The sequence below is a fragment of the Desulfofundulus luciae genome, assembly GCF_030813795.1.
Taxonomy (GTDB): domain Bacteria; phylum Bacillota; class Desulfotomaculia; order Desulfotomaculales; family Desulfovirgulaceae; genus Desulfofundulus; species Desulfofundulus luciae.
Genome location: NZ_JAUSUX010000003.1, coordinates 139,340 through 163,056 on the forward strand (window position 1 = coordinate 139,340; position 23,717 = coordinate 163,056).

The 23,717-nt window shown below is 58.2% G+C and carries 20 protein-coding genes and 1 tRNA gene; all 21 read left to right on the forward strand.

The features are described from left to right. Positions 1–268: 268 nt before the first annotated feature. The 21 genes from J2Z49_RS03075 to J2Z49_RS03175 all read left to right on the forward strand — a co-directional run bounded on the left by J2Z49_RS03075 (position 269) and on the right by J2Z49_RS03175 (position 23,708). Positions 269–526, forward strand: a complete 258-nt coding sequence (locus J2Z49_RS03075) for an RNA recognition motif domain-containing protein (RefSeq protein ID WP_013821576.1) — start codon at positions 269–271, stop codon at positions 524–526. Between the two features lie 113 nt (positions 527–639). Beyond that, entirely contained in the window at positions 640–996 is a 357-nt protein-coding gene (gene rsfS / locus J2Z49_RS03080) for a ribosome silencing factor (protein WP_121452065.1), read from the forward strand. Positions 997–1,258: 262 nt separating this feature from the next. Beyond that, positions 1,259–1,333: transfer RNA gene (locus tag J2Z49_RS03085), tRNA-Ala, on the forward strand. A 171-nt stretch (positions 1,334–1,504) separates the two neighbouring features. After that, positions 1,505–3,169 (forward strand): AMP-binding protein, encoded by a 1,665-nt coding sequence (locus tag J2Z49_RS03090; protein ID WP_307399754.1) that lies wholly within the window; start codon positions 1,505–1,507, stop codon positions 3,167–3,169. A gap of 181 nt (positions 3,170–3,350) precedes the next feature. Beyond that, positions 3,351–5,834, forward strand: coding sequence for a leucine--tRNA ligase (leuS, locus tag J2Z49_RS03095; RefSeq protein WP_307399756.1), 2,484 nt, complete (start codon positions 3,351–3,353; stop codon positions 5,832–5,834). A 361-nt stretch (positions 5,835–6,195) separates the two neighbouring features. Continuing rightward, a complete protein-coding gene (locus J2Z49_RS03100; RefSeq protein WP_307399757.1) occupies positions 6,196–8,298 on the forward strand; it encodes a sigma-54-dependent Fis family transcriptional regulator in 2,103 nt (700 codons plus the stop codon). 192 nt (positions 8,299–8,490) lie between these two features. Next, positions 8,491–9,870, forward strand: coding sequence for a dihydrolipoyl dehydrogenase (gene lpdA / locus J2Z49_RS03105; protein WP_307399759.1), 1,380 nt, complete (start codon positions 8,491–8,493; stop codon positions 9,868–9,870). Between the two features lie 280 nt (positions 9,871–10,150). Next, positions 10,151–11,785 (forward strand): sodium:solute symporter family protein, encoded by a 1,635-nt coding sequence (locus J2Z49_RS03110; protein WP_307399761.1) that lies wholly within the window; start codon positions 10,151–10,153, stop codon positions 11,783–11,785. A gap of 52 nt (positions 11,786–11,837) precedes the next feature. Then, the gene (locus J2Z49_RS03115; protein WP_307399762.1) at positions 11,838–12,305 is read left to right on the forward strand and encodes an OsmC family protein; all 468 of its coding nucleotides are present in this window, start codon (positions 11,838–11,840) and stop codon (positions 12,303–12,305) included. A gap of 1 nt (position 12,306) precedes the next feature. After that, on the forward strand, positions 12,307–12,687 hold the full coding sequence (gene gcvH, locus J2Z49_RS03120; RefSeq protein ID WP_307399764.1) for a glycine cleavage system protein GcvH: 381 nt from the start codon (positions 12,307–12,309) through the stop codon (positions 12,685–12,687). A gap of 23 nt (positions 12,688–12,710) precedes the next feature. After that, positions 12,711–13,601: a radical SAM protein gene (locus J2Z49_RS03125; RefSeq protein ID WP_307399766.1), complete on the forward strand. Its 891-nt coding sequence runs from the start codon at positions 12,711–12,713 to the stop codon at positions 13,599–13,601. A 44-nt stretch (positions 13,602–13,645) separates the two neighbouring features. After that, entirely contained in the window at positions 13,646–14,599 is a 954-nt protein-coding gene (locus J2Z49_RS03130) for a radical SAM protein (protein ID WP_307399768.1), read from the forward strand. A gap of 451 nt (positions 14,600–15,050) precedes the next feature. After that, positions 15,051–15,962 carry a CRISPR-associated protein Csx14 gene (locus tag J2Z49_RS03135; protein WP_307399769.1) on the forward strand — a complete coding sequence of 304 codons (912 nt, stop codon included), beginning with the start codon at positions 15,051–15,053 and terminating at the stop codon, positions 15,960–15,962. Beyond that, positions 15,949–16,329, forward strand: coding sequence for a CRISPR-associated protein Csx15 (gene csx15, locus J2Z49_RS03140; RefSeq protein WP_307399771.1), 381 nt, complete (start codon positions 15,949–15,951; stop codon positions 16,327–16,329). Before J2Z49_RS03135 ends, csx15 begins: the two co-directional genes overlap by 14 nt. A 33-nt stretch (positions 16,330–16,362) precedes the next feature. Beyond that, positions 16,363–18,690 carry a Cas10/Cmr2 second palm domain-containing protein gene (locus tag J2Z49_RS03145; protein ID WP_307399772.1) on the forward strand — a complete coding sequence of 776 codons (2,328 nt, stop codon included), beginning with the start codon at positions 16,363–16,365 and terminating at the stop codon, positions 18,688–18,690. After that, on the forward strand, positions 18,687–19,307 hold the full coding sequence (locus J2Z49_RS03150; RefSeq protein WP_307399773.1) for an RAMP superfamily CRISPR-associated protein: 621 nt from the start codon (positions 18,687–18,689) through the stop codon (positions 19,305–19,307). Before J2Z49_RS03145 ends, J2Z49_RS03150 begins: the two co-directional genes overlap by 4 nt. After that, complete coding sequence (locus J2Z49_RS03155) at positions 19,292–20,452, forward strand: hypothetical protein (RefSeq protein WP_307399774.1); 1,161 nt, start codon at positions 19,292–19,294, stop codon at positions 20,450–20,452. Before J2Z49_RS03150 ends, J2Z49_RS03155 begins: the two co-directional genes overlap by 16 nt. Beyond that, positions 20,442–20,942, forward strand: a complete 501-nt coding sequence (locus J2Z49_RS03160; protein WP_307399775.1) for a hypothetical protein — start codon at positions 20,442–20,444, stop codon at positions 20,940–20,942. The genes J2Z49_RS03155 and J2Z49_RS03160 overlap by 11 nt, the downstream gene beginning before the upstream one ends. Beyond that, a complete protein-coding gene (csx7, locus tag J2Z49_RS03165; protein ID WP_307399777.1) occupies positions 20,926–21,744 on the forward strand; it encodes a type III CRISPR-associated RAMP protein Csx7 in 819 nt (272 codons plus the stop codon). The genes J2Z49_RS03160 and csx7 overlap by 17 nt, the downstream gene beginning before the upstream one ends. Next, positions 21,737–22,615, forward strand: coding sequence for an RAMP superfamily CRISPR-associated protein (locus J2Z49_RS03170; RefSeq protein ID WP_307399778.1), 879 nt, complete (start codon positions 21,737–21,739; stop codon positions 22,613–22,615). The genes csx7 and J2Z49_RS03170 overlap by 8 nt, the downstream gene beginning before the upstream one ends. A gap of 13 nt (positions 22,616–22,628) precedes the next feature. Next, positions 22,629–23,708: an RAMP superfamily CRISPR-associated protein gene (locus tag J2Z49_RS03175; RefSeq protein ID WP_307399780.1), complete on the forward strand. Its 1,080-nt coding sequence runs from the start codon at positions 22,629–22,631 to the stop codon at positions 23,706–23,708. The last annotated feature ends 9 nt before the right edge of the window (positions 23,709–23,717 follow it).

Here is a 23,717-nt window from a genome sequence, read left to right on the forward strand (position 1 = left end):
GAGGCTGATGCGAACAAAGCAAGAAAAAACTTGACCTCTCAAGTATAATTTGTTCTTATAGTTTTTATAAGCAGTGACAGCTTCTAAAAATTATAAATTTAATATTTAGAAATGCCATTCTTTTTCGCAAGCGTATTCCTGAACAATAAAGGGCCATTGAGTAAGAAAATGGCATAGCTTTCGGGTTTATGGGCAGTATGAGGGAAAGATCTTTAGCAAATAATAAGCGCACACAGCTTAGACATGCTGCAGGAAAGAGGTGAAACAGGTGGTTCGCACCCTTTATGTGGGGAATTTGCCCTGGGCTACCAGGGCTGAGGATTTAGAAGAGGCTTTCTCCCGGTATGGTGAAATCATCAGCGCCCGGGTGATTACCGACCGCCAGACCGGGCGGTCAAGGGGATTTGGCTTTGTTGAGGTGGCCGATAAAGACGCCGATGCTATCATTGCCGCCTTGAACGGAACCGAATTCAACGGCCGGGTAATCACGGTTAATGAAGCCAGGCCCAGGGAAGAGCGTGCTTAAAAAGAAAAAACCTCCAGATCCTCCGGACCGGGAGGTTTTCTTTTTACCAGGCAGGAACTTTCCCCTTGAGGGCGAATATAATATACCCAAAAACTGTTAAGGAGGCATGCCTTTTGACCATTGATCCGCAGGCGCTGGTTAAGGTTGTCGTTGAGGCAGCGGAAGATAAAAAGGCCTTTGACACCACCGTACTAGATATCAGCCGGATATCGATCATAGCCGATTATTTTGTGATTTTAAGCGGTCGCTCAACCACCCATGTCCGGGCCGTTGCCGAGGAAATTATCAGGGTAGTGGATGAAAAGACCGGACTTGTTCCCCGGCAGGAAGGGATGCGGGAGGGGCGCTGGGTACTGCTGGACTACGGCGACGTGGTGGTCCATGTCTTCCATGAGTCTGAACGGCAATTTTATAACCTGGAACGTCTGTGGGGAGATGCCCGGGTAGTGGGTATGCCCGTAAATCTATAGTGTCCCCCTCATGACATGCTCCAAAAATTTTATGACCAAACTGTTGACAAACGGGCAGGTATGTCGTACAATTGTAGGTGTCCGTCGGTAAGGGCAAATGACTATGATGGGGAGCAGTAAGCAGCAGCGGTGTCTGCAGAGAGCCGCCGGAAGGTGCGAGGCGGTGAACCGGGTTGCTGAACTCGCCCCGGAGTTGCCCGGGGGAAAGTAAAGTACTCCGGGCCGGCGTGTGGCCGTTAAAGCACATCGAGAGGGTAAGTATGGGGCTGTGGCGCAGAGGGAGCGCGCTTCCTTGGCATGGAAGAGGCCGCGGGTTCGATTCCCGCCAGCTCCACCATTTACCAAGTAGGGTGGTACCGCGGGATAAACCTCCCGTCCCTAGAGGGGCGGGAGGTTTTCGTTTTATGTCCTCCCAGGAAGTTGCCCGGGGGAGGGATCCTGGTCTAATTTCCTTCCTTTATTATATTAATATTTTAAAAATTTACAAAGAGAAAGAGGAGGCCTTTAAATGGACCGGTTTGAACAGATCACTATTGGTGACCTGCTCGACAGGACGGCTGCCCTGTATCCAGATAACGAGGCCCTGGTTTATACCGACCGTGGTTTGCGCTATACATACCAGCAGTTTCGGGAACTGTGTGACCGGGTGGCCAGGGGATTGATGGCCCTGGGCATAAAACGGGGCGAGCACATTGCCCTGTGGGCCACCAACATACCCCAGTGGGTCGTCCTCCAGTTCGCCTCGGCTAAAATCGGCGCCGTGCTTGTCACGGTAAACACCAATTATAAAGTGCGCGAACTGGAGTACCTGTTGCGACAGTCCGATGCCACCACCCTCTTACTCATCAACGGAACAAAGGAATCCAATTACATAGAAATGCTCCACGAGCTCTGCCCGGAATTGAACCACTGCTTGCCCGGGCGGCTGAATGCCAAAAAATTCCCCATGCTGCGCAATGTGGTTTTTATCGGCGATGAGGAGCACCCGGGGATGTACACCTGGGAGCAGGTGCTGGGGATGGCTGAGGCCATTTCCGAACAGGAGCTGGCAGCCCGCCAGGCCTCCCTTGATCCCGATGACGTGATTAACATGCAGTATACCTCCGGGACCACCGGCTTCCCCAAGGGGGTCATGCTGACCCATAGAAATTTAGTCATGAATGCAAAAAGTGTAGCCGAGTGCCTGAATTTCAGCCCCCGGGACCGCCTGTGCATCCCGGTGCCCTTCTTCCACTGTTTTGGCTGTGTGCTGGGGACTTTGACCTGTGTGGTTTCGGGAGCCACCATGGTGCCCCTGGAGTCCTTCAATCCGGTGCGGGTTCTGGAAACAGTGGAGAAGGAAAGGTGCACCGCCCTGCACGGCGTGCCCACCATGTTCATCACCGAGCTGGAGGTGCTGGAAAAACAACCCTTCGACACGTCTTCCCTGCGCACCGGCATCATGGCCGGGGCTCCCTGCCCCATTGAAGTGATGAAAGCGGTGGTAAACCGCATGGGGATGAAGGAAATAGTCATTACCTACGGCCAGACCGAAGCTTCCCCGGGAATTACCATGACCAGGACCGACGACCCCCTGGAGATCAGGGTATCCACCGTGGGCCGGGCCTTACCGGGCGTGGAGGTAAAGGTGGTGGACCCGGCCACCGGGGAAGAAGTACCCCGGGGGTACCAGGGCGAGATTTGCGCCCGGGGATACAACGTCATGAAGGGTTATTATAAAATGCCGGAGGCTACGGCCAGCACCATCGACCGGGAAGGCTGGCTGCACACCGGCGACCTGGGGATTATGGATGAACAGGGCTACGTCCGTATTACGGGACGGATCAAGGATATGATCATCCGGGGCGGTGAAAACATCTACCCCCGGGAGATTGAGGAATTCCTGTATACCCACCCCAAGATCAAGGATGTGCAGGTGGTGGGGGTGCCCAGCAGCAAGTACGGTGAAGAGGTAATGGCCTTCATCCAGTTAAAAGAAGGGTGTACGGCCACGGCGGAAGAAATCAGGGAGTTTTGTAACGGCAAGATTGCCCGGTATAAAATACCGCAGTATATCCAGTTTGTATCGAGCTACCCCACCACGGCCAACGGCAAGGTGCAAAAGTTCAAGCTGCGGGAGCAGGCCATCCGTGAGTTGAATTTGTTCCAGGCGGCCCGGGTAGAAACAGCCTGAAGTTGCCTGTTGCCCCCGGGGTGGTGAAGACATCTGCTTGTCCACCACCCCGTTTTTCTCTTTTCCCCGGGGTGCCGGTTCTTGTCTTAAGCGTAACATTTATGATAAAATGACACTTATGATGAAATGCCGTCGAAACAATGGATAGCGGTTTACGGTATACGGCAAGGGGGATGCTCTGGTGAACGAACGCTACAACTTCAAGGAAATTGAAGCGAAGTGGCAGGCCCGCTGGGCCGCAGAAAATTTATATAAGACCCCGGATTTCTCAGACCGTCCAAAATACTATTGCCTGGAGATGTTTCCCTACCCTTCCGGCAAGCTCCACATGGGCCACGTAAGGAACTACTCCATTGGCGATGTGGTGGCCCGCTTTAAAACCATGCAGGGTTACCACGTCCTGCACCCCATGGGGTGGGACGCCTTCGGCCTGCCGGCGGAAAACGCGGCCATCAAGCACGGCAACGTCCATCCGGCCGACTGGACCATGGATAACATCAGGACCATGCGTGCCCAGCTCAAGCAGCTGGGTATCAGCTACGACTGGGACCGGGAAGTGGCCACCTGCCACCCCGGCTACTATAAATGGACCCAGTGGCTGTTCCTGCAGCTCTACCACAAAGGGCTGGCCTATAAGAAAAAGGCGGCGGTCAACTGGTGCCCCTCCTGCGCCACGGTGCTGGCCAACGAGCAGGTCAAGGAGGGTGCCTGCGAGCGCTGCAAGACTCCCGTGGAAAAGCGGGAACTGGAACAGTGGTTCTTTAAAATTACCGCCTACGCCGAGCGCCTTCTCAAGGATCTGGAGCTGCTGAAGGGCTGGCCGGAGAAGGTTAAAATCATGCAGGAAAACTGGATCGGCCGCAGCGAGGGGGCGGAAATCCGCTTTAAAGTGGCCGGTATGGATGAGGAGATTGTGGTCTTTACCACCCGCCCCGACACGGTGTTCGGGGTGACCTACATGGTGCTGGCTCCGGAACATCCCCTGGTGGAGAAGCTCGTTGAAGGCAAACCCCAGGCCGAAGCGGTGCGGGACTTCGTGCGGCGGGTGCGCAATTTAAACGAAATTGCCCGCACCGCCACCGACGTGGAAAAGGAAGGGCTGTTCACCGGAGCTTACTGCATCAACCCCTTGAACGGTGAACGGGTGCCCATACTGGTGGCCAATTACGTCCTTCTGGAGTACGGTACCGGGGCAGTAATGGGCGTGCCGGCCCACGACCAGCGGGACTTTGAATTTGCCCGCAAGTACAACCTGCCCATCCGGGTGGTCATCCAGCCGCCCGGGGAGGAACTGGATCCACAGACCATGACGGAGGCTTATGCCGGCGACGGGGTGATGGTAAACTCCGGCCAGTTCAACGGCCTGCCCAAAGACGAGGGGATCCGGGCGGTAATCGCCTACCTGGAGGAAAAGGGCCTGGGCCGGGGCCAGGTGAACTACCGCCTGCGGGACTGGCTGATTTCCCGGCAGCGTTACTGGGGCGCCCCCATTCCGATTATATATTGCGATAAGTGCGGCATCGTCCCCGTGCCGGAGGAGGACCTGCCGGTGCTTTTGCCCCGGGACGTGGAGTTTAAACCCACCGGACAATCGCCCCTGGCCGACTGCCCGGAGTTCGTCAACACCACCTGCCCCCGGTGCGGCGGGCCGGCCCGGCGGGAAACCGATACCATGGACACCTTCATGTGTTCCTCCTGGTACTACTACCGCTACACCAGTCCCCGGGAAGACAAGCATCCCTGGGACCGGGCCAGGGTGGATTACTGGCTGCCCGTGGACCAGTACATTGGCGGCGTGGAACACGCCATTTTGCACCTGCTGTATTCCCGCTTCTTCACCAAGGTACTCTACGACCTGGGGCTGGTGGGCATCCAGGAACCCTTTACCAACCTGTTAACCCAGGGCATGGTGTTGAAAGACGGCGCCAAGATGTCCAAGTCCAGGGGGAACGTGGTCAGCCCGGAGGAGATTGTGGCCAAATACGGGGCCGATACCGCCCGGCTTTTCATCCTCTTTGCCGCACCCCCCGAGCGGGATCTGGAATGGAGCGACCAGGGGGTTGAGGGCTGCTACCGGTTCCTCAACCGGGTCTGGCGCCTGGTTGCCTCCGTGGCCGGCGGGCTGCTGGAAGCACCGCCAAAACCGGCAGGTAAGCTGGTGGGGGTCAACCGGCAAATGCACCGCCTGACCCACCTGACCATTAAAAAGGTGACCGAGGATATCGGCAACCGGTTTAACTTCAACACCGCCGTCAGCGCCATCATGGAGCTGGTGAACGCCCTGTACCAGTACAAAGAGGTGCCGGAAACCGACCGGGACCCGGCGGTTTTGCGGGAAGGGATTGAGCACCTGCTCATTCTGCTGGCTCCCTTTGCCCCCCATATAACCGAGGAGCTGTGGGAGGCCACCGGCCACCGGGAGAGCATCCACAAGCAGCCCTGGCCCGCTTACGACCCCGAGGCCATTGTGGAAGACGAGATTACCATTGTGGTGCAGATCAACGGCCGGGTGCGGGAGCGGGTGCTGGTGCCGGCCGGCATCACCCCGGCTCAAATGCAGGAAGTAGTGCTGGCCCAGCCCCGGGTGCAGAAACTGGTGGAGGGCAAGCAAATAGTGAAGGTCATCCCCGTACCGGGGAAACTGGTGAACATCGTGGTGAAGTGACAAAGGGGCCGCTGGCATTTCGCCGGCGGCCCTTCTTATGGACTGTCGCCCGGCGCCCTCCCTGCCCTGTTACAACCTCCTGAATTCCTCCAGAAGCGCCGGGCGATTGGCATTTGTTTTGCGAATCCGGTCTATGTATAGCTTGAAATCTATATGGTAAATATTGGTACAGGTTCCCTGGTCGTTAACCGGTTGCCGGTAAACTTCAGATTTGATACCATACCGTTCTGGAGGCAGTCTTCACCGCGCTTGAAGACGGCCCGGGAGTCAGCCATCTTAGCTACATGTTCCCTCTTGAGCTGGGAAAACTTCATATGTTCCACCTCACTTTCACTCAAAGGAATTGCAGGGGGAATTTGCTTTGCTGGTTAAACAGGTGATGCTGGAAAATCCCCAGACTCTTTATCCATGGCAGACCCTGGCGGACGCCTGCGAGGTCTACCGGCGGCAGGGGGTGAACTGCGCCCCGGTTCTTGATGGGGACGGCAGGGTTATTGGCATCCTTACCGTTTTTCAGGTTCTCCAGGCCCTGCAGCGGGGGGCTTCCTTTGATACTTCTGTGGGGCAGGTAATGGAGCGGGACATTATGACCATAGACGAGGACATGCATTTTAACGAGGTAAGCAACCTGCCCATAGATCGCCTGGTCATTCTCAACCGGCAGGGCCGGCTGGCCGGGGTGCTGACCCGCATAGACCTGATCAACAAAGTGCACAGCGCCCTGGAGGCTACCGAGTATAAACTGGCGGTGATGCTCCAGTCGGTCCACAACGGCATCATTGCCGTGGACGCCCGGGGCGATGTTTGCCACTTCAACGCCGCTGCGGAAAAACTGACCGGCATCCCGGCCGTCAAGGTGCTGGGACGGCCTGCAGGACCTCTTTTGAAGCAACTGGGTCTTGGCCAGGTGAACCCCGGGGTAGACTCCTTCCTGGGGCGCTTTACGGTGGGGGACAGGGTGCTGATCATCCGCCAGAGCCCCATTCAAAAGGACGTGGACCAGGTGCAGGGTTTTGTGCTGGTGTTGCAGGATATCTCGGAGCTGGAGGATATATCCAGCCAGCTGGATTCGGTACGCAATTTGAACAAGGAGCTGGTCGGGGTTATCCAGTCCTGTTACGACGGCATTGTGGTAATCGACCGGCAGGGGAATATAGAGCGGGTTAACGCCAGCTACGGCCGGATCACCGGCATGGATTCACCGGAAGAGATCCAGGGGAAAAACGTGACCGAGCTGGCTTCGGGGCAGCATAAACACCTTCTACAAATCTACAATGAGATTATGTCCGGCAAGTCCCTGGTTAACATGGCGGTGCATACGGAGGATGGAGAGGAGCTCATTTTCTCCGGCAGTGCGGTGGCCGGAGAAGGGGGACAGGTGGGCCGGATTGTGGTTAACCTGCGGGATATAACCGAGCTCAACCGGTTTAAGGAGGAGGCCGCCCGGGCTTCGGCGGAGCTGAAGGAGTTGCGGGCCAGGCGGCTGGCCGACGGGGAAATAGTTGCCGAAAGTCCCCTGATGCGCCGGGCGGTGGAACAGGCCCTGCGGGTGGCCACCGTGGACTCTACGGTGCTCATCACCGGCCCTTCGGGGGTGGGTAAGGAGAAGCTTGCCAAGCTCATTCACCGCCACAGTTCCAGGGCGGACAAACCCTTCATCGAAATCAACTGCGGGGCCATTCCGGAATCCCTTCTGGAATCCGAGCTGTTCGGCTACGAAAAGGGGGCCTTCACCGGAGCCCAGCGGGAGGGAAAACTGGGCCTTTTGGAGATTGCCAGCGGGGGCACGGTGTTCCTGGACGAAATTGGGGACATGCCCTTAAACCTGCAGGTGAAGTTGCTGCGGGTGCTTCAAGAACAGATCATCTACCGGGTGGGGGGACGCAGGCCCATCAAGCTGGACATTCGTATAATCGCCGCCACCAATAAGGATTTAAAACGCCTCATTGCCGAGAAAAAGTTTCGGGAGGACCTGTACTACCGGCTGAATGTGGTGCCCATCAGCATCCCGCCCCTGAAAGAACGCCGGGAAGATATTCTGCCCCTGGTCACCCATTTTCTCAACCGCTTTAATGCCAGGCACGGCACCAAAAAGCGCCTGGGCATGGAGACCTGCCGCCTGCTGGAGGGTTATTCCTGGCCGGGCAACGTCAGGGAGCTGATCAACCTCATTGAACGCCTGGTGATCATGTGCGAGGAGGAGGTTATTGAGCCCCACCACCTGCCCGGCGAATTCGTGGAAGCCCTGGGCAGGGAGGGGTGGCGGCCCCAGATTTCGGAAATTGTGCCCCTGCAGGAGGCCAGGGAAGCCACGGAAAAAGAGTTAATCAGGATGGCCCTGGAAAAATACCACAGCCTGCGCCGGGCCGGGCAGGTTCTGGGAATTTCCCATTCCACCTTGTTGCGCAAGGCCCGTCAGTATGGCCTGGTGGTGCAGAACTGCACCGATGCGGTGCAAAATTGAACCATACTGTCATCCCGGCATTTTCCGGATGGGCACAAGTTACCTGGAGTAAACAGGTCCCTGGGCTGTTTTTTGCCGCCGTAATCAACAGGGCCTTTTTTCTTTGGCCCTTCGCACGGAGTTTGCGTACAAAAAAGTGCTGTGAAGGGACTTGAAAGTCTGCAAAACTATAAGCAAAACGAGGTGAGGGATATGCGTTACAAGGTTGTCGTGATCGGTGGAGGTCCCGGAGGTTATGTGGCGGCCATCCGGGCTGCCCAGCTGGGTGCCCGGGTGGCGCTGGTGGAAAAGGAGGAACTGGGGGGGACTTGCCTGAACCGGGGCTGCATTCCCACCAAGGTGCTGGCTGCGGCTGCCGAGATCCTGGCCGGCATAAAGAAGGCCGGCGAGTTTGGCATCTCCACCGGGGCGGTGGAGGTGGACATGGCCGCCCTGATAGAGCGGAAGCGCCAGGTTGTCAAGCGGCTTGCTTCCGGCATCCAGTTTCTGCTGCAAAAAAACAAGGTGGAGCTGGTACGCGGGACGGCCATGCTGACATCGCCGCGCACAGTTAAAGTAATCCTTCCCGGCGGGTCTGAACAGGAGCTGGAGGCAGAGAATATTGTCCTGGCCACCGGCTCCAGCCCGGCGCTCATCAAGAGCCTGGGGTATGACGGCCGGCAGGTGATTACCTCGGACGAGGTTTTGAACCTGGCGTCGGTTCCGGGCAGGTTGCTCATTATCGGCGGAGGTGTGGTGGGATGCGAATTTGCTTCCATATTTGCCGCGCTGGGCAGCACAGTTACCGTGGTGGAGATGATGCCCACCATCCTGCCCACCGTGGACAAGGAAGTATCCCGGTACGTTCAGGGGATTTTCAAACGGCAGGGGATTACCATCAAGACCGGGGCCACCATCAAGGCCGTTCGGAAGGATGCCGGTGGCGTGGTGGCCGAGCTGGAAAGTGGTGAGGAGATTGCCGCCGACCTGGTCCTCATCTCCGTGGGCCGTGTTTTAAATACCGGCGGATTGGGGTTGGCGGAAGTGGGCGTAACCCTGGGTGAACGGGGTGAGGTGCTGGTAAATGAGCGCATGGAAACCTCGGTTCCGGGCATCTACGCCGCCGGGGACATTACCGGTAAGATCCAGCTGGCCCATGTGGCTTCGGCCCAGGGGCTGGTGGCCGTGCACAACATCATGGGCCATTACAGGGCCATGAACTACCGGGTGGTGCCGTCCTGCATCTTTACCCGCCCCGAGGTGGGGGTGGTGGGTCTAACCGCCGAAGAGGCCCGGGCCCAGGGCTATGAGGTAAAAACGGCCAAGTTCCCCATGATGGCCTGCGGGAAGGCACAGGCCATGGGGGAAACCGAGGGTTTCGTCAAGGTGGTGGCCGATGCCCAGACCGACCGCATTCTTGGAGTACACATAGTGGGACCCCATGCCTCCGACCTGGTGGCCGAAGCAGCCCTGGCTCTGGAGATGGATATGACGGCCGCCCGGCTGGCACAGGTGATCCACGCCCATCCCACCCTGGCGGAGGCGGTTCTGGAGGCGGCGGAAGGTATCCACGGCTTGACCATTCACGCCTGATTCGTGTTTGCAGGAAAACACGGCTATATCGGTGGGGTACGGATTTGCACCAGTATGGTACAAAAGCAAACCAGCCTGTCCTTAACGGACAGGCCGGTGGTGGTGTATAAATGAACCAGTGTTGATGAGGCCGGGAGAATGCATCTGACCTTTGTCGCCTGGATGACACGGCTGGCTTTATATGATGGTGGCATGGCACGCTTTTTGCTGCCATAAGTAAAAGTAATAGCGCCGGCGCAAGGATATCCGCAACAAATCATGAAAGGAACGGGGGTAAAGTATGAACTCTTATGGCTACTGGATCCTGGGGCTGGCCGTGCTTTACACGGCGGTGCTTATAGTCCTGGGCAATATTGTCCGCCGCAGGGCCTCCTCCGCCGAGGGGTTCTGGGTGGGCGGCCGGTCTTTCAGGCCCTGGATGGTATTTGCGTGCATTACCGGCCTCTTCTCAGGTTCTACCTTCATTTCCGTTATGGAGCTGGCTTACCTTAAAGGAATATCCGCCGCATGGTATGGCGTGGCGGAAATGGTGCATGTGCTCATTATCGCAATTGTGCTTTTAGGGATATTCCGCCGGAAGTTGATGGTTACCATTTCCGGCCTGATTGGCGACCACTTCGGGCGGGTTGCCCTGGGGGTGGCGGGCCTGATTACCGCCTTCACCTTCCCTATGTGGTCGGTGGCCACCGCTCTCTCCTTTGCTTCGGCGGTTTCCGCCTTCACCAAGCTGCCCATTACGGTATCCGTGGTCATCAGCGCCCTGTTGCTGCTGATTTACCTTCAGGCCGGGGGTATGTGGTCGGTAGTCATGACCCAAACCGCCAACACCATTATGTTCGCCCTCATGTTTATTGTGGGCGCCATCGCCTTCTTCATCAAGCCGGGGATCAGCGGTTTGGCCCAGCTGGCGATGAGCAAACCCGAGATGTTTGACCCCACCGGGGTGGGTCTGCAGGTGATAATTGCCTGGTTCGCCACCTTCCTCATCAACGTGCTGCTGGCCCAGGCCGCCTTACAGATGGCCCTGTCCTGCCGCACGGTGGAAGAAGGGCGCAGAGGGTTACTCATGGCTTTTGCTGCCAACATCTTCTTCATTTTCTTCGGCGTTCTCTTCGGCCTGGCTGCCGCGGCGGTAGCTCCCGGCGGCGCCAGGGGAATGATCCAGGTGCCCCTGTACCTGGCGCAGGTGCTTCCCGCCCCCCTGGTGGGAGTGTTCTTCCTGGGCGTTTGGGCCTGCGCCCTGGGTTGGGGAGCGCCCTGCCAGTTTTCCGGTTCCACCAGCCTGGGCAGGGACTTCATGGGTGCGGTAAACCCCGGGCTTACCGACGAGCAAAAGGTTCGCTACACAAAGATTTCCCTGGTGCTTTTAACCGGCGTGATGATCCTGCTCAGCTTCCTGCGCAGCGACCAGGCCGCCTGGTGGAATGTGCTGGCCTGGACCCTGCGCAACGGGGCCACCTTTGCCCCGGTAGTGGCGGCCCTATTCTGGCCCCTGGCCACCCGGAGGGCGGCGGTTACCGCCATGCTCTGCGGTTTCCTGTCCGGCCTGGCCTGGTATTACCTGGGTGGCTGGCACCCCAGCAAATTCTACCTGAACATCCACCCGGTATTCGTGGGCATGTCGGCCAACATCCTGGGTATGGTTCTGGTAACCCTGGTGGAGCAGGCCGGAAAATGGCGCATAGGCGGTCCCAATCTGACAGCTTTGCGCCGGTCCCTGGCCCTGTTTTCCGGCACCGCTACCGTAGCGATCCTGCTTCTGATCCTGATCAACTTCGGCTGGCTGTATAAGATGGGGTTGTTTGGCCTGTCCTTCTTCCTGGTGGTCGTTGGTCTCTATGTTCTGATCATGTCCGTGGTTGTACCCAGGGAGGAATTGGTGGCCGGGATGGAGACGGATCCCGCCACGGCGTAGTTCCTTGGGGCTTGAAGGGAATATACCAGCATTATGGAAGGAGACATGGAATATGCCGGAAGTGACCGTAAAATGGGAAGGAAACATGAAGTTCGTAGGCGTGGACGAAGCCGGGCGGCAGGTGGCCATGGATGCCAGCCAGATTTACGGCGGCATGAATCAGGGCGTAAGGCCCATGGAATTATTGCTGATGGCCCTGGGCGGCTGTTCCGGAATTGAACTAGCGCACATTTTGAAAAAGATGCGGGTGCAGTTTGACAGCCTGATCATAGAAGTGGAAGGGGATCGGGCGGAAGATCACCCCAAGGTTTTCAAGACCATCCGCATTGTTTACAAGTTCACCGGATCCAACCTGCCGCCGGAAAAGGTGTCCCATGCTTTGAAGCTTACCGATGAAAAATACTGCTCCGTGTCCAATATGGTGGCAAAAGCGGCTGCCATATCCTATGCCTTCGAGTTAAACGGCATCAGGTATGAATATCCCGCCCGGGAAGTACAAGAAGTACAAAAGGGGGCCTAACATGTATCCACAGGAATTAAAGTATCACCGGGAGCACGCCTGGGTAAGGGTGGAAGGTGAAAATGCCCGCATTGGCGTGACACATTACGCCCAGGAACAGCTGGGGGACATTTTGTTCGCCGATCTGCCGCAAAAGGGCGACGAGATTGTTGCCGGGGAGCCTTTCGGCCGGCTGGAATCGGTAAAATCGGTTTCCGATGTCATTGCCCCGGTGAGCGGTACGGTGCTGGAGGTTAACGAGCGCGTGGTGGACCGTCCGGACCTGGTCAACCAGGACCCTTATGGCGAGGGATGGTTGATCCTGGTCCAGATGTCCAGCAGTGCGGAGATTGAACAGTTGCTGGACGCGGCAGAATATGCAAGAATAGTGCAGGAGGATTAGAAGGAAAGCCGGGGTGATGTTTCGTGACCGGGGGCGGCAGTCTTCCCCTGGAGCGTTTGCTGGAAGAGGCCTGGCAGGTGCGCCGCCGGAACTTTGCCCACCGGGTGGAGTTCGTGCGGCCCACCGCCACCCGGCCGGTGAGTGTTACCGGCACCGCCTGTGCCCTGAATTGCGCCCATTGCGGGGGCCACTTTTTACAGGGGATGCTGCCTCTCCCCCGGCTCATGGAGCGCTGGCAAAAGGGCGAAGAGCTGCCCTGGAGCAGTTTGCTCATTTCGGGTGGCTGCGATCCTGTAGGAGCGGTGCCCCTGGCCCGCCACCTGGACCAGCTGCGGGAACTGGCGGCCCGCTTTAAACTGAACCTGCACCCGGGCCTGGTGGACGGGGAAACGGCCCGGTTCATCGGCCAGGTGGCCAGCGCGGTTTCCTTCGATTTAATCCTGGACGAGGATACCATTGCAGAGGTCCTGGGGCTCCCCTGCGGCCCCCGGGACTACCTGCGGGTCTACTGCCACCTCAGGCGTTATAACCGGGTTTTCCCCCACCTGGTGGTGGGGTTAAGGGGCGGCCGGCTCTCCGGGGAGTACCGGGTGCTGGAAGCACTGGGTGAGCTGGGGGCGGAGGCCCTGGTAGTGATTGTGTTTTTCCCGGTGCCAGGCACCGCCTACGGGGGATGTCAACCACCCGCCCTGGAGGAGGTGGCGCGCCTTCTGGCCACCGCCCGGCTCATGCTCTCCCGGATGCCCATATACGTGGGATGCATGCGCCCGGCGGGGAGCTACCGGGCCCGGCTGGATGCCCTGGCGGTGAAGGCGGGGGTGAACCGGCTGGTGCTGCCCGCCCCGCCGGCCCGGGAACTGGCCCGGGAACTGGGCCTGGAGGTGGCCTGGCGCCGGGAATGCTGCGTTTTGTAATCTACGGGGCCGGCCGGCCCCTCCTTTCTCTGGGGTGATGAAGTTTGCACTGGTATGTTTCCGAAGGAACGGCGGCGGTGCTGGGCCTTCTCCCCGTGCGGCTGGACGCGGCACCCACCACCGCCTATCTGATGACCGGGGAACATTGCGCCCGGGACTGCGCCTTCTGTGCCCAGGCCCGCTCCAGCCGGGGGCGGGCCCACCGCCTTTCCCGGGTGATCTGGCCCCCCTTTCCCGCCGGGGAGGTCCTGCCCCGCCTGGGTGATGCCTGCCGCGCCGGGCGGATACGCCGGGCCTGCTTCCAGGTGGTGCACTCGGGGGATTACCTCCACCGGGTCCGGCAGGCCGTTGCCGAAGTGCGCCGGGAGGTGGACATCCCCCTGTGCGTTTCCATCGGCCTGCGTACGGTGGAGCAGGTACGGGAGCTGCTGGAAGCGGGGGTGGATGTGGTGGGCCTGCCCCTGGATGCGGCTACCCCGCAGCTCTACCGGGAAGTAAAGGGCAGCAGCTGGGAGCGGCACCTTCGTTTGCTGCAGGAAGCGGCGGCACGGTTTCCGGGACGGGTGGGGACCCACTTAATCATCGGCCTGGGCGAGAGCGAGGAAGAGGCCATACGGTTAATCGGAGAACTGGCGGCCTGCGGGATAGGGGTGGCCCTCTTTGCCTTTACCCCGCTGCCCGGCACCAGGCTGGAGCACCACCGGCCTCCCGACCTGAGGACCTACCGGCGGGTCCAGGCGGCCCATTACCTTTTGAAGCGGGGCCTGGTGCGGCCGGACGGGATGAAATTTAAGGACGGCAGGCTCGTGGACTGGGGCATCTCCCGGGAGGAACTGGTCCTATACCTGGCGGACGGCGAAGCTTTCCGCACCACCGGCTGCCCGGACTGCAACCGGCCCTACTACAATGAACGGCCCGGGAAGACCCCCTACAACTACCCCCGTCCCCTCAACCCCCGGGAAGCCGCTGAAGCGGTGGGGCTTGTGGTGGAAGGATAGTTTCAAAGGGATTCCGGCTTACCTGAAAGAACTTGCCAATCGTATATTTACATCGAGAACCCGTAGCGGCTTAAACCGTTGCGGGTTTTTTTAGGGCCTTTTAATGGTGGAAAGTACCAGGCTGTACAATTTGATGGGATATTTGTCACATTTCTGGCAGGACTGTAAGGGCATATGTCGAATAACAGGGATAAATCCTGGAAACGTAAACCAGGTATGAAGGTGGATATGGTAGAAGATTACCATTTAAATTAGTAGTCCGCAGCTCTGGTTATACCGGCCGTTTCGGAGTAGGGTGAAAGATAGAACCCTGCATTCAACACCCAGGTTAAGTTAATACTCAGAAAACTGAGTGTTACGATGGGTGCTGGGTGCTGGGGGCGGATCCCCGGAATTCTGTGAATACCCGTAACGGCCGGGAACCGGATTTTTAGAGCGGGAAGGTGATTATATGAGCCCTCCCTCCGGTCCTCCGGGTAAGAGCAACCGCCGTGCCGGTATATTGATCGCCACCCTGGGTGTGGAACCCCAGGTGGTGACCATCACGCTGGACCATTTGTTATCCGGTGGTGAAGCAATCAGTGAGGTAGTGGTAATCTACACGGAAACCCCCAGGGTGCGGGAAGCCCTGAGGGTCATTGAGGGGGAGTTTCAAGGGGCGGTCTACCCGGGTATTCAACTGCGGACCGTTCCCGTTACTTCTACGGATGGACCAGTGGGGGATTTCTGTACCGATAAGGACCTGCGGGCTCTCCTGCGCACCCTGTATGTGGAAATTCGCCGTGCCCGCCAGGCGGGAGACATTGTGCATCTTTGTATATCGGGCGGTCGCAAGGTCATGGGGATACTGGGCATGGTGGTTGCCCAGCTCCTTTTCGGGCCGGAGGATCGTGTCTGGCACCTGATTACCGAAGGATGGCAGCCCGGTGCCGGCCGCCGGCTGCACCTTCCTCCCGGGGAAAAGGTCTGGCTGGTACCTGTGCCCGTCCTGCGCTGGAGTGAAGCCGGGGTACTGATGCAGACCGTAGCCGAGATGAATGACCCCGCCGAAGTGGTGGCCTGGCATGAAAAGATCAGCCGTGCTACCCGGATAAAACGACAGCGGGAGTTCATTGAACGCTGGTTGACCCGCGCCGAAAGGGAGGTGGTCCGCCTGGCCTGCCAGGGGCTGGATAACGCTGCCATTGCTGCTGCCCTTTTCAAGCAGGAGCAGACGGTGGCCAACCAGCTCCGGGGGGTTTACGAGAAACTGCGGGACTGGCTGGGTTATCCTGCCGGCAATGTGGATCGCAGTAAACTGATCGCCGAGTTTGCGCCATACTTTGCCCTGGTGGAGGAAGTGAAACAAGGTGAGGATTATTAATTTTTCTCATCCTTTGACGGAACAGAACTTGCGGGAAATTGAAACCCTGGCCGGGTGTGCAGTTTCAGAAGTAATCGAAGTGCCCAGCCAGATCGATCTGCAAAGCCCCCTGGAACCCCAGATCGCCTCCCGGCTGGATGATCTGGGCCTTAGTTCCCGGGAATGGCAAACCGAACCATTATTAATCAACCTGCCATCTTTGAACTACAGTGCCGCTGTGGTCCTGGCTCTGGTACACGGTCGCATGGGCCACTTTCCGCCCGTTTTGCGCCTGGTGCCGGAGACCGGGAGTGTGGTAACCCGTTTTAAAGTGATGGAAATTTTAAACCTCCAGGCCATCCGCGAGCGGGCCCGGGGGAAGCGGTGAAAGGCGATGTTGTGGTTGAGAGACGGAGGTGATATGAGTTTGCCGTTTATCAACTGGCTAAAAGATATTTGTGAACCTTTAGGCAGCCCGCTACAAAAAGAAGGCATACCCTCGAAGGCGATTCTCTGGAAGCACCCGGTGACGGGTACGCAGTATTATCTCGAAGCCAGCCGGGCTAGCGAGATCACCCGCCAGGGGTTGGCCCTGGCAATGGTTCTGCTGAAAGAGAAAGGGTCTGACTATGCCGCCGAAAAACTGTCGGACTTTTTCGCCCAGCGCGATATTTTTGAAAGGAAACGGTGGCTTAAGGAAAATGGCTTTCTAAACACTGAGCCGAAGGATAAGGATGGCGCGGCTATAAACCACGTCCCACTGGCGGCCCTCTGGCCCGAGTTACCCTTCCCCGGCCGAATCTCTGCAAGGTTGGCCAGGAACAGCCCGCCGGCCGGCTGGCTGCGTGGTGAAGGAAAACCGTGTATGCGCCTGGCTGATTTTTTGTTATTAAGAACGGGTTTGTTTTATGCCCTGTCGGCTGACCGGATTTCCCCGGAAGAATGGCGGGCTCTTCGCCTGACCAGCCTCCTGGAGGGAAGCGATGTTTTTGCACCGGAAAACGAGCTGAGCAATTTAAAGTCGATTCCGGATACCCTCCGGTCAATCTATGAAACAGCATCATGGCTGGCCGGGTATTCAGATGAGGTTGAGATAGGGCGAGAACTGGGGCAATTGGAAGTAGACATAGTTGAAGGCGGAGCCTTCAAAATTAAGGAATATTACCTGGAAACAAACCGTATCAGCGAAATCCGCGGCGCCAGTGTGCTCCTCGATGGCATCAACCGCCGCCGTTATATCCAGATGTTTCGCGAACTGCCCGGGCTAACCACGGAGTCAATCATCTACGCCGGGGGAGGGCGCTTGATGGCGGTAGTGCGGGCGGGAGAAGGTAAAACCGTAGCGGAGGAGATTGAGCGCCTGCACCGGGAGGTTTGTCTTACAGCCCGCGCCGTCGGGGTATCGCACACGGCAACGGTTTCAGAACTCGCTCAAAAATTAAGCGACTTGCGGGGCCGTTTGGTTGAAAAAATGGCCGAGCGTCGCAGCGTGCTGGTGCCGGCATGGGAAACGACCAAAGGGGCGATCGACCTTTACGAGAAAGAATTTCACCTGGCAGCGGAGCCACACCTGCTGCCGGAGAAAACAAAAGATGTGTGCGACTCGTGCGGCATTCGTCCAGCCTTCAAGCAGTGGCGGTACGAAGATGAAAGCCGAGATCTCTGCGCCTCTTGTTTGCGGAAACATCTTGTGGGGCAGGATGCCAAAAAGTCTGTTTTCGTTGAAGAATACCGGCAATTCTGGCAAGCACGGGGAGAAAATGTTTCTCTAAAGGTTGCTGGCGAAATTGCTGAAATTGCCGACAGCAACAACGAAATCGCGGTAATTTATGCGGATGGCAACAACTTCGGGTCCCTTTTTGGCCGGTGCGAATCCCTGGCGGGACTGCGCCTGTTGAGCCAGTTCAGTGAAAACGCAGCCTATACGGCTGTTTTTACGGCCCTTAAGGAAAACCAGGCGCTTCTGGAAGGACGGGCAGTGGAAATCATTGCCCTGGGGGGAGATGATATCTTTCTGCTCGTTCCGGCCCGGGCGGCACTACCCCTGGCCGTTACCGCCGGAGAGCATTTTGACCGATTGTTCAAGAATCTCTCGACCGATAAGACCGGCCCCACCCTTTCTTTGGGAGTGGTTATTGCCGGGGCCAAGACGCCGGTGCGGTACCTCTTCGAGATGGCCCAGGCGCTTCTTAAAGAAGCGAAAAAGCGTATCTACAAGGCCGGAAAAGAGGCCCGGGAAGGCACCCTGGACATAGCCGTGCTGGCCTCCTACGCCTCCTATCAGGACCATATTGTTTCTTACCGCCAAAGCACCCTGGTGAGGGAAGACGGCATGCGTTTTGAGCCGGATAACCGTAAGCAAAACGCGAAGGCAGGGGCGGTTAAAACCATACTGACGCTGCGTCCTTATACCTTCACTGAAGCGCGGCGCTTTATGAAGGCGGTCAACCTGCTTCAAGCGGCTCCAGCTTCCCGGGTGCCGGGCCGGAGCTGGTTTTACGGGTTGCGGACGGCAGCGGAACAGTACGGCAGGCAGGTGGCGGAACTCTTTTTCCGCTATCAATACGCCCGCCTGAGCGAAGCCCAGCGCGAGACATTGAAAAAGTTTTGGGAGATTATAACAGGGGCAACTTATGAACCCGAGATGTTTTTTCCCAGCAAAGAACGCGGAGAAAAGCGGTACTACTGCCCGTGGCTGGACGTGGTGGAACTCTGGAACTATGTCGGTACGGAAGGTGATGTCCGGTGAGCCTGGCTAAAGTTTGCCTTACCTACCGGCTCGAGTTCTTTACACCGGTGCATGTGGGAACAGGAACGGGCGGTCGCGGCTTCCTGGACAAGTATCTTTACCGCGAACGGGATTATCACCAGAAGAAGGATTATCCGGTCATTCCCGGATCGACCATCAAGGGACGCCTCCGGGCCGCGGTCACCGCTCTGGCCCGGGCCCAGGTCTACGGTCCGGAGGAAGCTTGCCGGGAAACCGAGGACTGCCCCTGTCTGGTTTGTCTGATTTTCGGTCAAAAGGGTAATCGCCGGGGACACCTCTATTTTGAAGACGCCCGGCCCACCGATAACGATATCGACCGGTTGGTCGGTGTACGTCCTGGCATCGCCATGGACCGCTACCGGCGGGTGGCCCGTGACAACGCCCTTTATACCGTGGAAACAATTGGAGGTAAAAACGTGGTTTTTCAAGGCCAGATATGGGGATGGGTTCCGGAGGAAAAACGGCAAACAGTCGTGGCGGCACTCAAAGATGCCTTTGCTTTTAACTATGCCCTGGGATTCGGTAAGAGCAGGGGCCTGGGCTGGTTCCGGGTCCAGGTCGTGGAGGAGGGAAGCGGAAAATGCGGTACGCCGTAACCCTGGAGCTGAAGTCGCCCGCCCTGGTCGGTGACCGGCGTGAGCCTTCGGCGTATTTCCTCCCTTCCCGCGACTTCATTCCCGGCGGGGTGCTGCGGGCCGCCCTGGCACGGGTAATTACCGAGGGCTGTCCCTATTATTCGGAGGCAAGGGGATACCACTGGGTGCGCTTTGCCGCCGGGTCAGAATGCGCCGACTGCATGTGGTGCGGTCTTTGTGCTTCATTTGAACGCGTGCGGTTCAGCCATTTATACAAGGACAGTGCACGGGTGGCACCGCTCACGGCTTACCGCTGCAAATTTGATTCCAGCCATTCCACCTTTGACACCCTGCTCGCGCCCGGGCGGCTCCGCTGCCCTGAGTGCAAGGAGCGCGTCGAGCGCGTTTCGGGCTATCTGGATAACGAATACCGTGATGTAGCGGTAAACCGGCGCCTGATAATGCGCCTGGCCGTCGATCCTTACCGTGGCGTGGCCCAGGACCGTCAGCTTTACGCCCTCCGCGTTTTGGACGCAGGCCAAACTTTCCTTGGCTGGCTGGATGTTCCCGATGCTGATACAATTCCTGAAACAGTCGAACTCCGCCTGGGGGCGAAAACAACCGTGGGACTGGGGCGGGCTGCCGTTCGTTTTGAACGGGCTGCCGGGCTCGGCCTGGATGCCCTGAAAAAACGCATCGAACGGTTTCAAGAAGTAATTAGGCAATCAGCTAAAGCTGAACCAGGATACACCTGTTTCTCTATCACCCTCCTGTCCGAAGCCCTGCCGGATACGGAACTGACGCCGGCAACCGGATGGGTTTCCACGCCGGACCTGCGGCAGGAAGTGGCGCAGGCCGTTCTTCCGCCCCCGCTGCGGTCGGCCGGTCCCGGGGTGGAAGTCACCAGAGCCGTCGCCGATTTTAAGGTTTACGGCGGGTACAGCACGGCGGTGAAAGGTGACGGGCGGCAAAAGGCGAGGCTCTACATCGCCGCCGGAAGTGTTTTCCTTTGCCGGGTGCGCGGCGAGTTAAATGATGGGCTCCTGCAGGCCCTTTTCCATCTCGAAAAGCAGGGCGTGGGTTTGAAGACCGAAGACGGCTACGGTGCGCTGTGCGTCTGCGATGAATTTCACCTGAATAATGGAGGGGTGAGCGATGAAGGTTAGTGAAACGCAGGTATCGGATTTTGAGCTCGAGCGGGCCAGGAAGAAAGATCTCGATGAACTGAAGGAAGAACTGGCGAGAAGGGCAGCAGACTTTTTGAGGGAAGGTAAGCCCAAACCCGAAGGCATCGGGGACAAGCAGATCAAAAACCTGATCGTAATGGCCCAAATGGCCGCCATACCCCTGGAAATCAAAGCCTTTATCGAATACCAGATGGGACGTGACTCCAGCGGGCAGGGCTGGACGGCAGAGATCAACGGAGAGCCTTTTGGCAGGGCACTTCTTAAGGAGATTGAAGAAATAGAGAAATTAGCAACAGACAAACTAAAAGATAGTAACCGTACCAACGACAAGCGTTTTGTCCTCCTCTGCCTGGCTCATTTCTTCGGGTATTTAAGCTGGCGGGTCAAGTATCTGGATTACCTCAAAAAAGAAAAAGCGCAGAGCAAAAAGCGGCATCCTGGAGGTGATCGTGATGGCGGCAGCCGTTAGCTTCCTCTACGACACCTTCTATAACCGGCGGCGCATTACCGGGCGTTTGGTGACCTTAACCCCGTTGCGCATCGGGAGCGGGGAGGCCGTGCCCGACCCCACTGCCATCGACAACCCGGTCATCCGCGATGCTTACGGGCGTCCTTTCATCCCGGGGTCATCTTTCAAGGGGGTGTGGCGGAGCTTTGCCGAGCAGGTTTTGGGGCAACGCGATAACGGCGACCGCGGGTGCTGCGATCCTCTGAGCGCCCCGTGCCTGCCTGCAGAAGAGGTGAAAAAACTCAAGAGAGAGCATAATGACCTCCGGCGGCTGGCCGGGGAGATTTACACAAGACTATGCCCGGCGTGTCGCATCTTCGGCAGCCCCCACTTTGCCGGCCGGTTACGGGTCAGGGATTTGCTCCTGGATGAGTCCACCTGGCCGGGATTTTGCGAGGTCCGCCCCGGCGTCGCCATTGACCGGGATACGCGTACCGCTTACACGAAACGCAAGTACGAGATTGAGGCAGTACCGGCCGGAACGGCTTTTACTTTCGAAGCCGTTGTAGAAAACGCCGGCGATGAAGAATGGCGGGGTATACTTCTGACGCTGCTGCCCTTTACCCGGGGGGAACTTCCCCTGGGTGGTTGCACCGGGCGCGGCCTGGGCCGGGTGCGCCTGGAAAATATTCAGGTAGCTTCGGTTACGGCAAGCAACCTGCGTGAATTTCTGACCCTCGGCTGGAACGGTATTTCGGCTGCGGATCTGCAAAATGCCTGTAGCGAAGCCGGGTTGTTCACAGGGGGTGCTACGGGTGTTTAAGAACCTTCGTAACGAGGCGCGTATCTTTTTCTGGTTGCATACTGCCGGGCCGCTTTTGATTAAAGGCCCGGATCAGCCGGGACTTGATCCCCTGCTGCCGGATATGCGTTTTATCCGGGCCTGGCATAATGGTCGAGAAGTGCCCTATATTCCCGGTTCCAGCCTCAAGGGTGTTCTGCGCAGCCGGGCGGAACAGGTAATCCGGGCGCTGGCGCCAGACAGGATGGTTATTCCCGACCCCTTCCAGCGAGGGCGCGATGACGAAATGAAAGATAAACCGGGCGATTACCGCTACTATGCGTCGGACCCTGTAACCCAGCTTTTCGGGCAGACCTATCTGGCGGGACGCCTGCGCTGTGCCGACGCCTTTCCGGTAGAGGACAGGCCTCTAGTGTTGAACGAACGGAACCACGTGGCTATCAACCGGATCACCGGCGCTACGCAGGGAAAGGCACTCTTCAACCCGGAGGTGGTCGAGGAGGGAACCTTTGCCGCCGAAATCAGCCTGACCAATTTTGCGGTTTGGCAGCTTAAGCTGTTGGGCGTACTGCTGCAGGACCTGGACGATGGTTTCCTCCTGCTCGGGGGCAGTACCACGCGGGGTTATGGCCGGGTGCGTGTAGAAAACGCGCAGGTGCTGGTGCGGGATTACCGCCGCCATCCACCCGCGGAAGTACTGCGCGGGTATGAGCACGACGATACTGTACCGGTAGCCGGTTGCCGTTACACCAACAAAGGCTACTGCTGGGAGGCTGCCCGCGAAGGTTTTGAGTGGCTCCTGACCCTTAACGTTGACTTAGCGGAAACCTTAGAGAGATTGCACCGTAAACAAAGGGAAGTGCAACAAAAGTGGGTGAATCACGGTGGCTAAAGGAACTGGAACCATGTTGCGAGACAAGCCTTACGCTTTTGTACCCCTCCTGCCGGTGCGCCCCGAAGACCGGCGGGAAGTTATGCCCCATAACCGGATCGACATCAACCGGCTGACCGGACGGCTGGTTATGGAGCTGGAGGTTGTCACCCCGTTGCATATTGGCAGCGGCTCCTACCGGCTCAATGAAGGACAGGTAGTACGGGCCTTTTTGCGTCGAGACCAGGTTCCGGTCATTCCAGGTTCTTCTTTGAAAGGTGTGGTAAGGGGCCTGGCCGAGGCAGCATCACGGAGCTGCCTGGCCCAACCTCCTGGCAAGCCCTGCCAGAGACTGCAGGCCGCCACCCCGCCGGGAAACCGCCAGCCGTGCAGTGAAAAGGCCGCCTGCATCACCTGCCGGCTTTTCGGTTTTGTACAAGGGAAAAAGGGTTACCGGGGACGGGTGGTTTTCGGTGAATTCACGCCCTGCGACGAGACGAAATGGGTTGTTACAGAGCTGCCTCCAATGGAACAACCGTTTAAAGACTACCCCCGCACGCGGGAAAACCGGGGTTGTGGCAACGAACGCCTCTACTATTGCCAGTTTTACAGGGTCGTCGGCTGCGGCGGACCGGCACACTGTCCCGACTGTACCAAGGAAGAGTGGCTGCGCTGGCGGGACGGTTTAAAAGGCCGGTTGCCAGCCCCGGCTTTTCGCGGGTGCAAGTTTTACCTTCAAGGGGATCCCCGCCAGGGAAACCAGCCCCACGAGGTTATCTCGCCCGGCAGCCGCTTCCAGGGCGAGGTAACCTTCCATAACCTCGACCGGGAAGAACTGGCTCTTCTTTGCTTTGCCCTCGGCCTGGACGGTGAGATCCGCCTGGGCCTCGGCTACGGCAAACCTGCTTACTTCGGGACGGTTCGGCTCGGCTTACGAGAGGCGCGCTGGTATACACGGGAATATCTCCCGGCGAAAGCGGTGGAGTTGGACCCCGTAGAACTGGCGCGTAACTACGGCTGCAACGACCCGGACGTTGCCAGGAACGTCGCCCTGCTGCGGGAGATTCTCTCCGGCAAGCACCGCGGTCCGGCGTGGGGTATGGAGGGGTATTAGCAGAAGGGC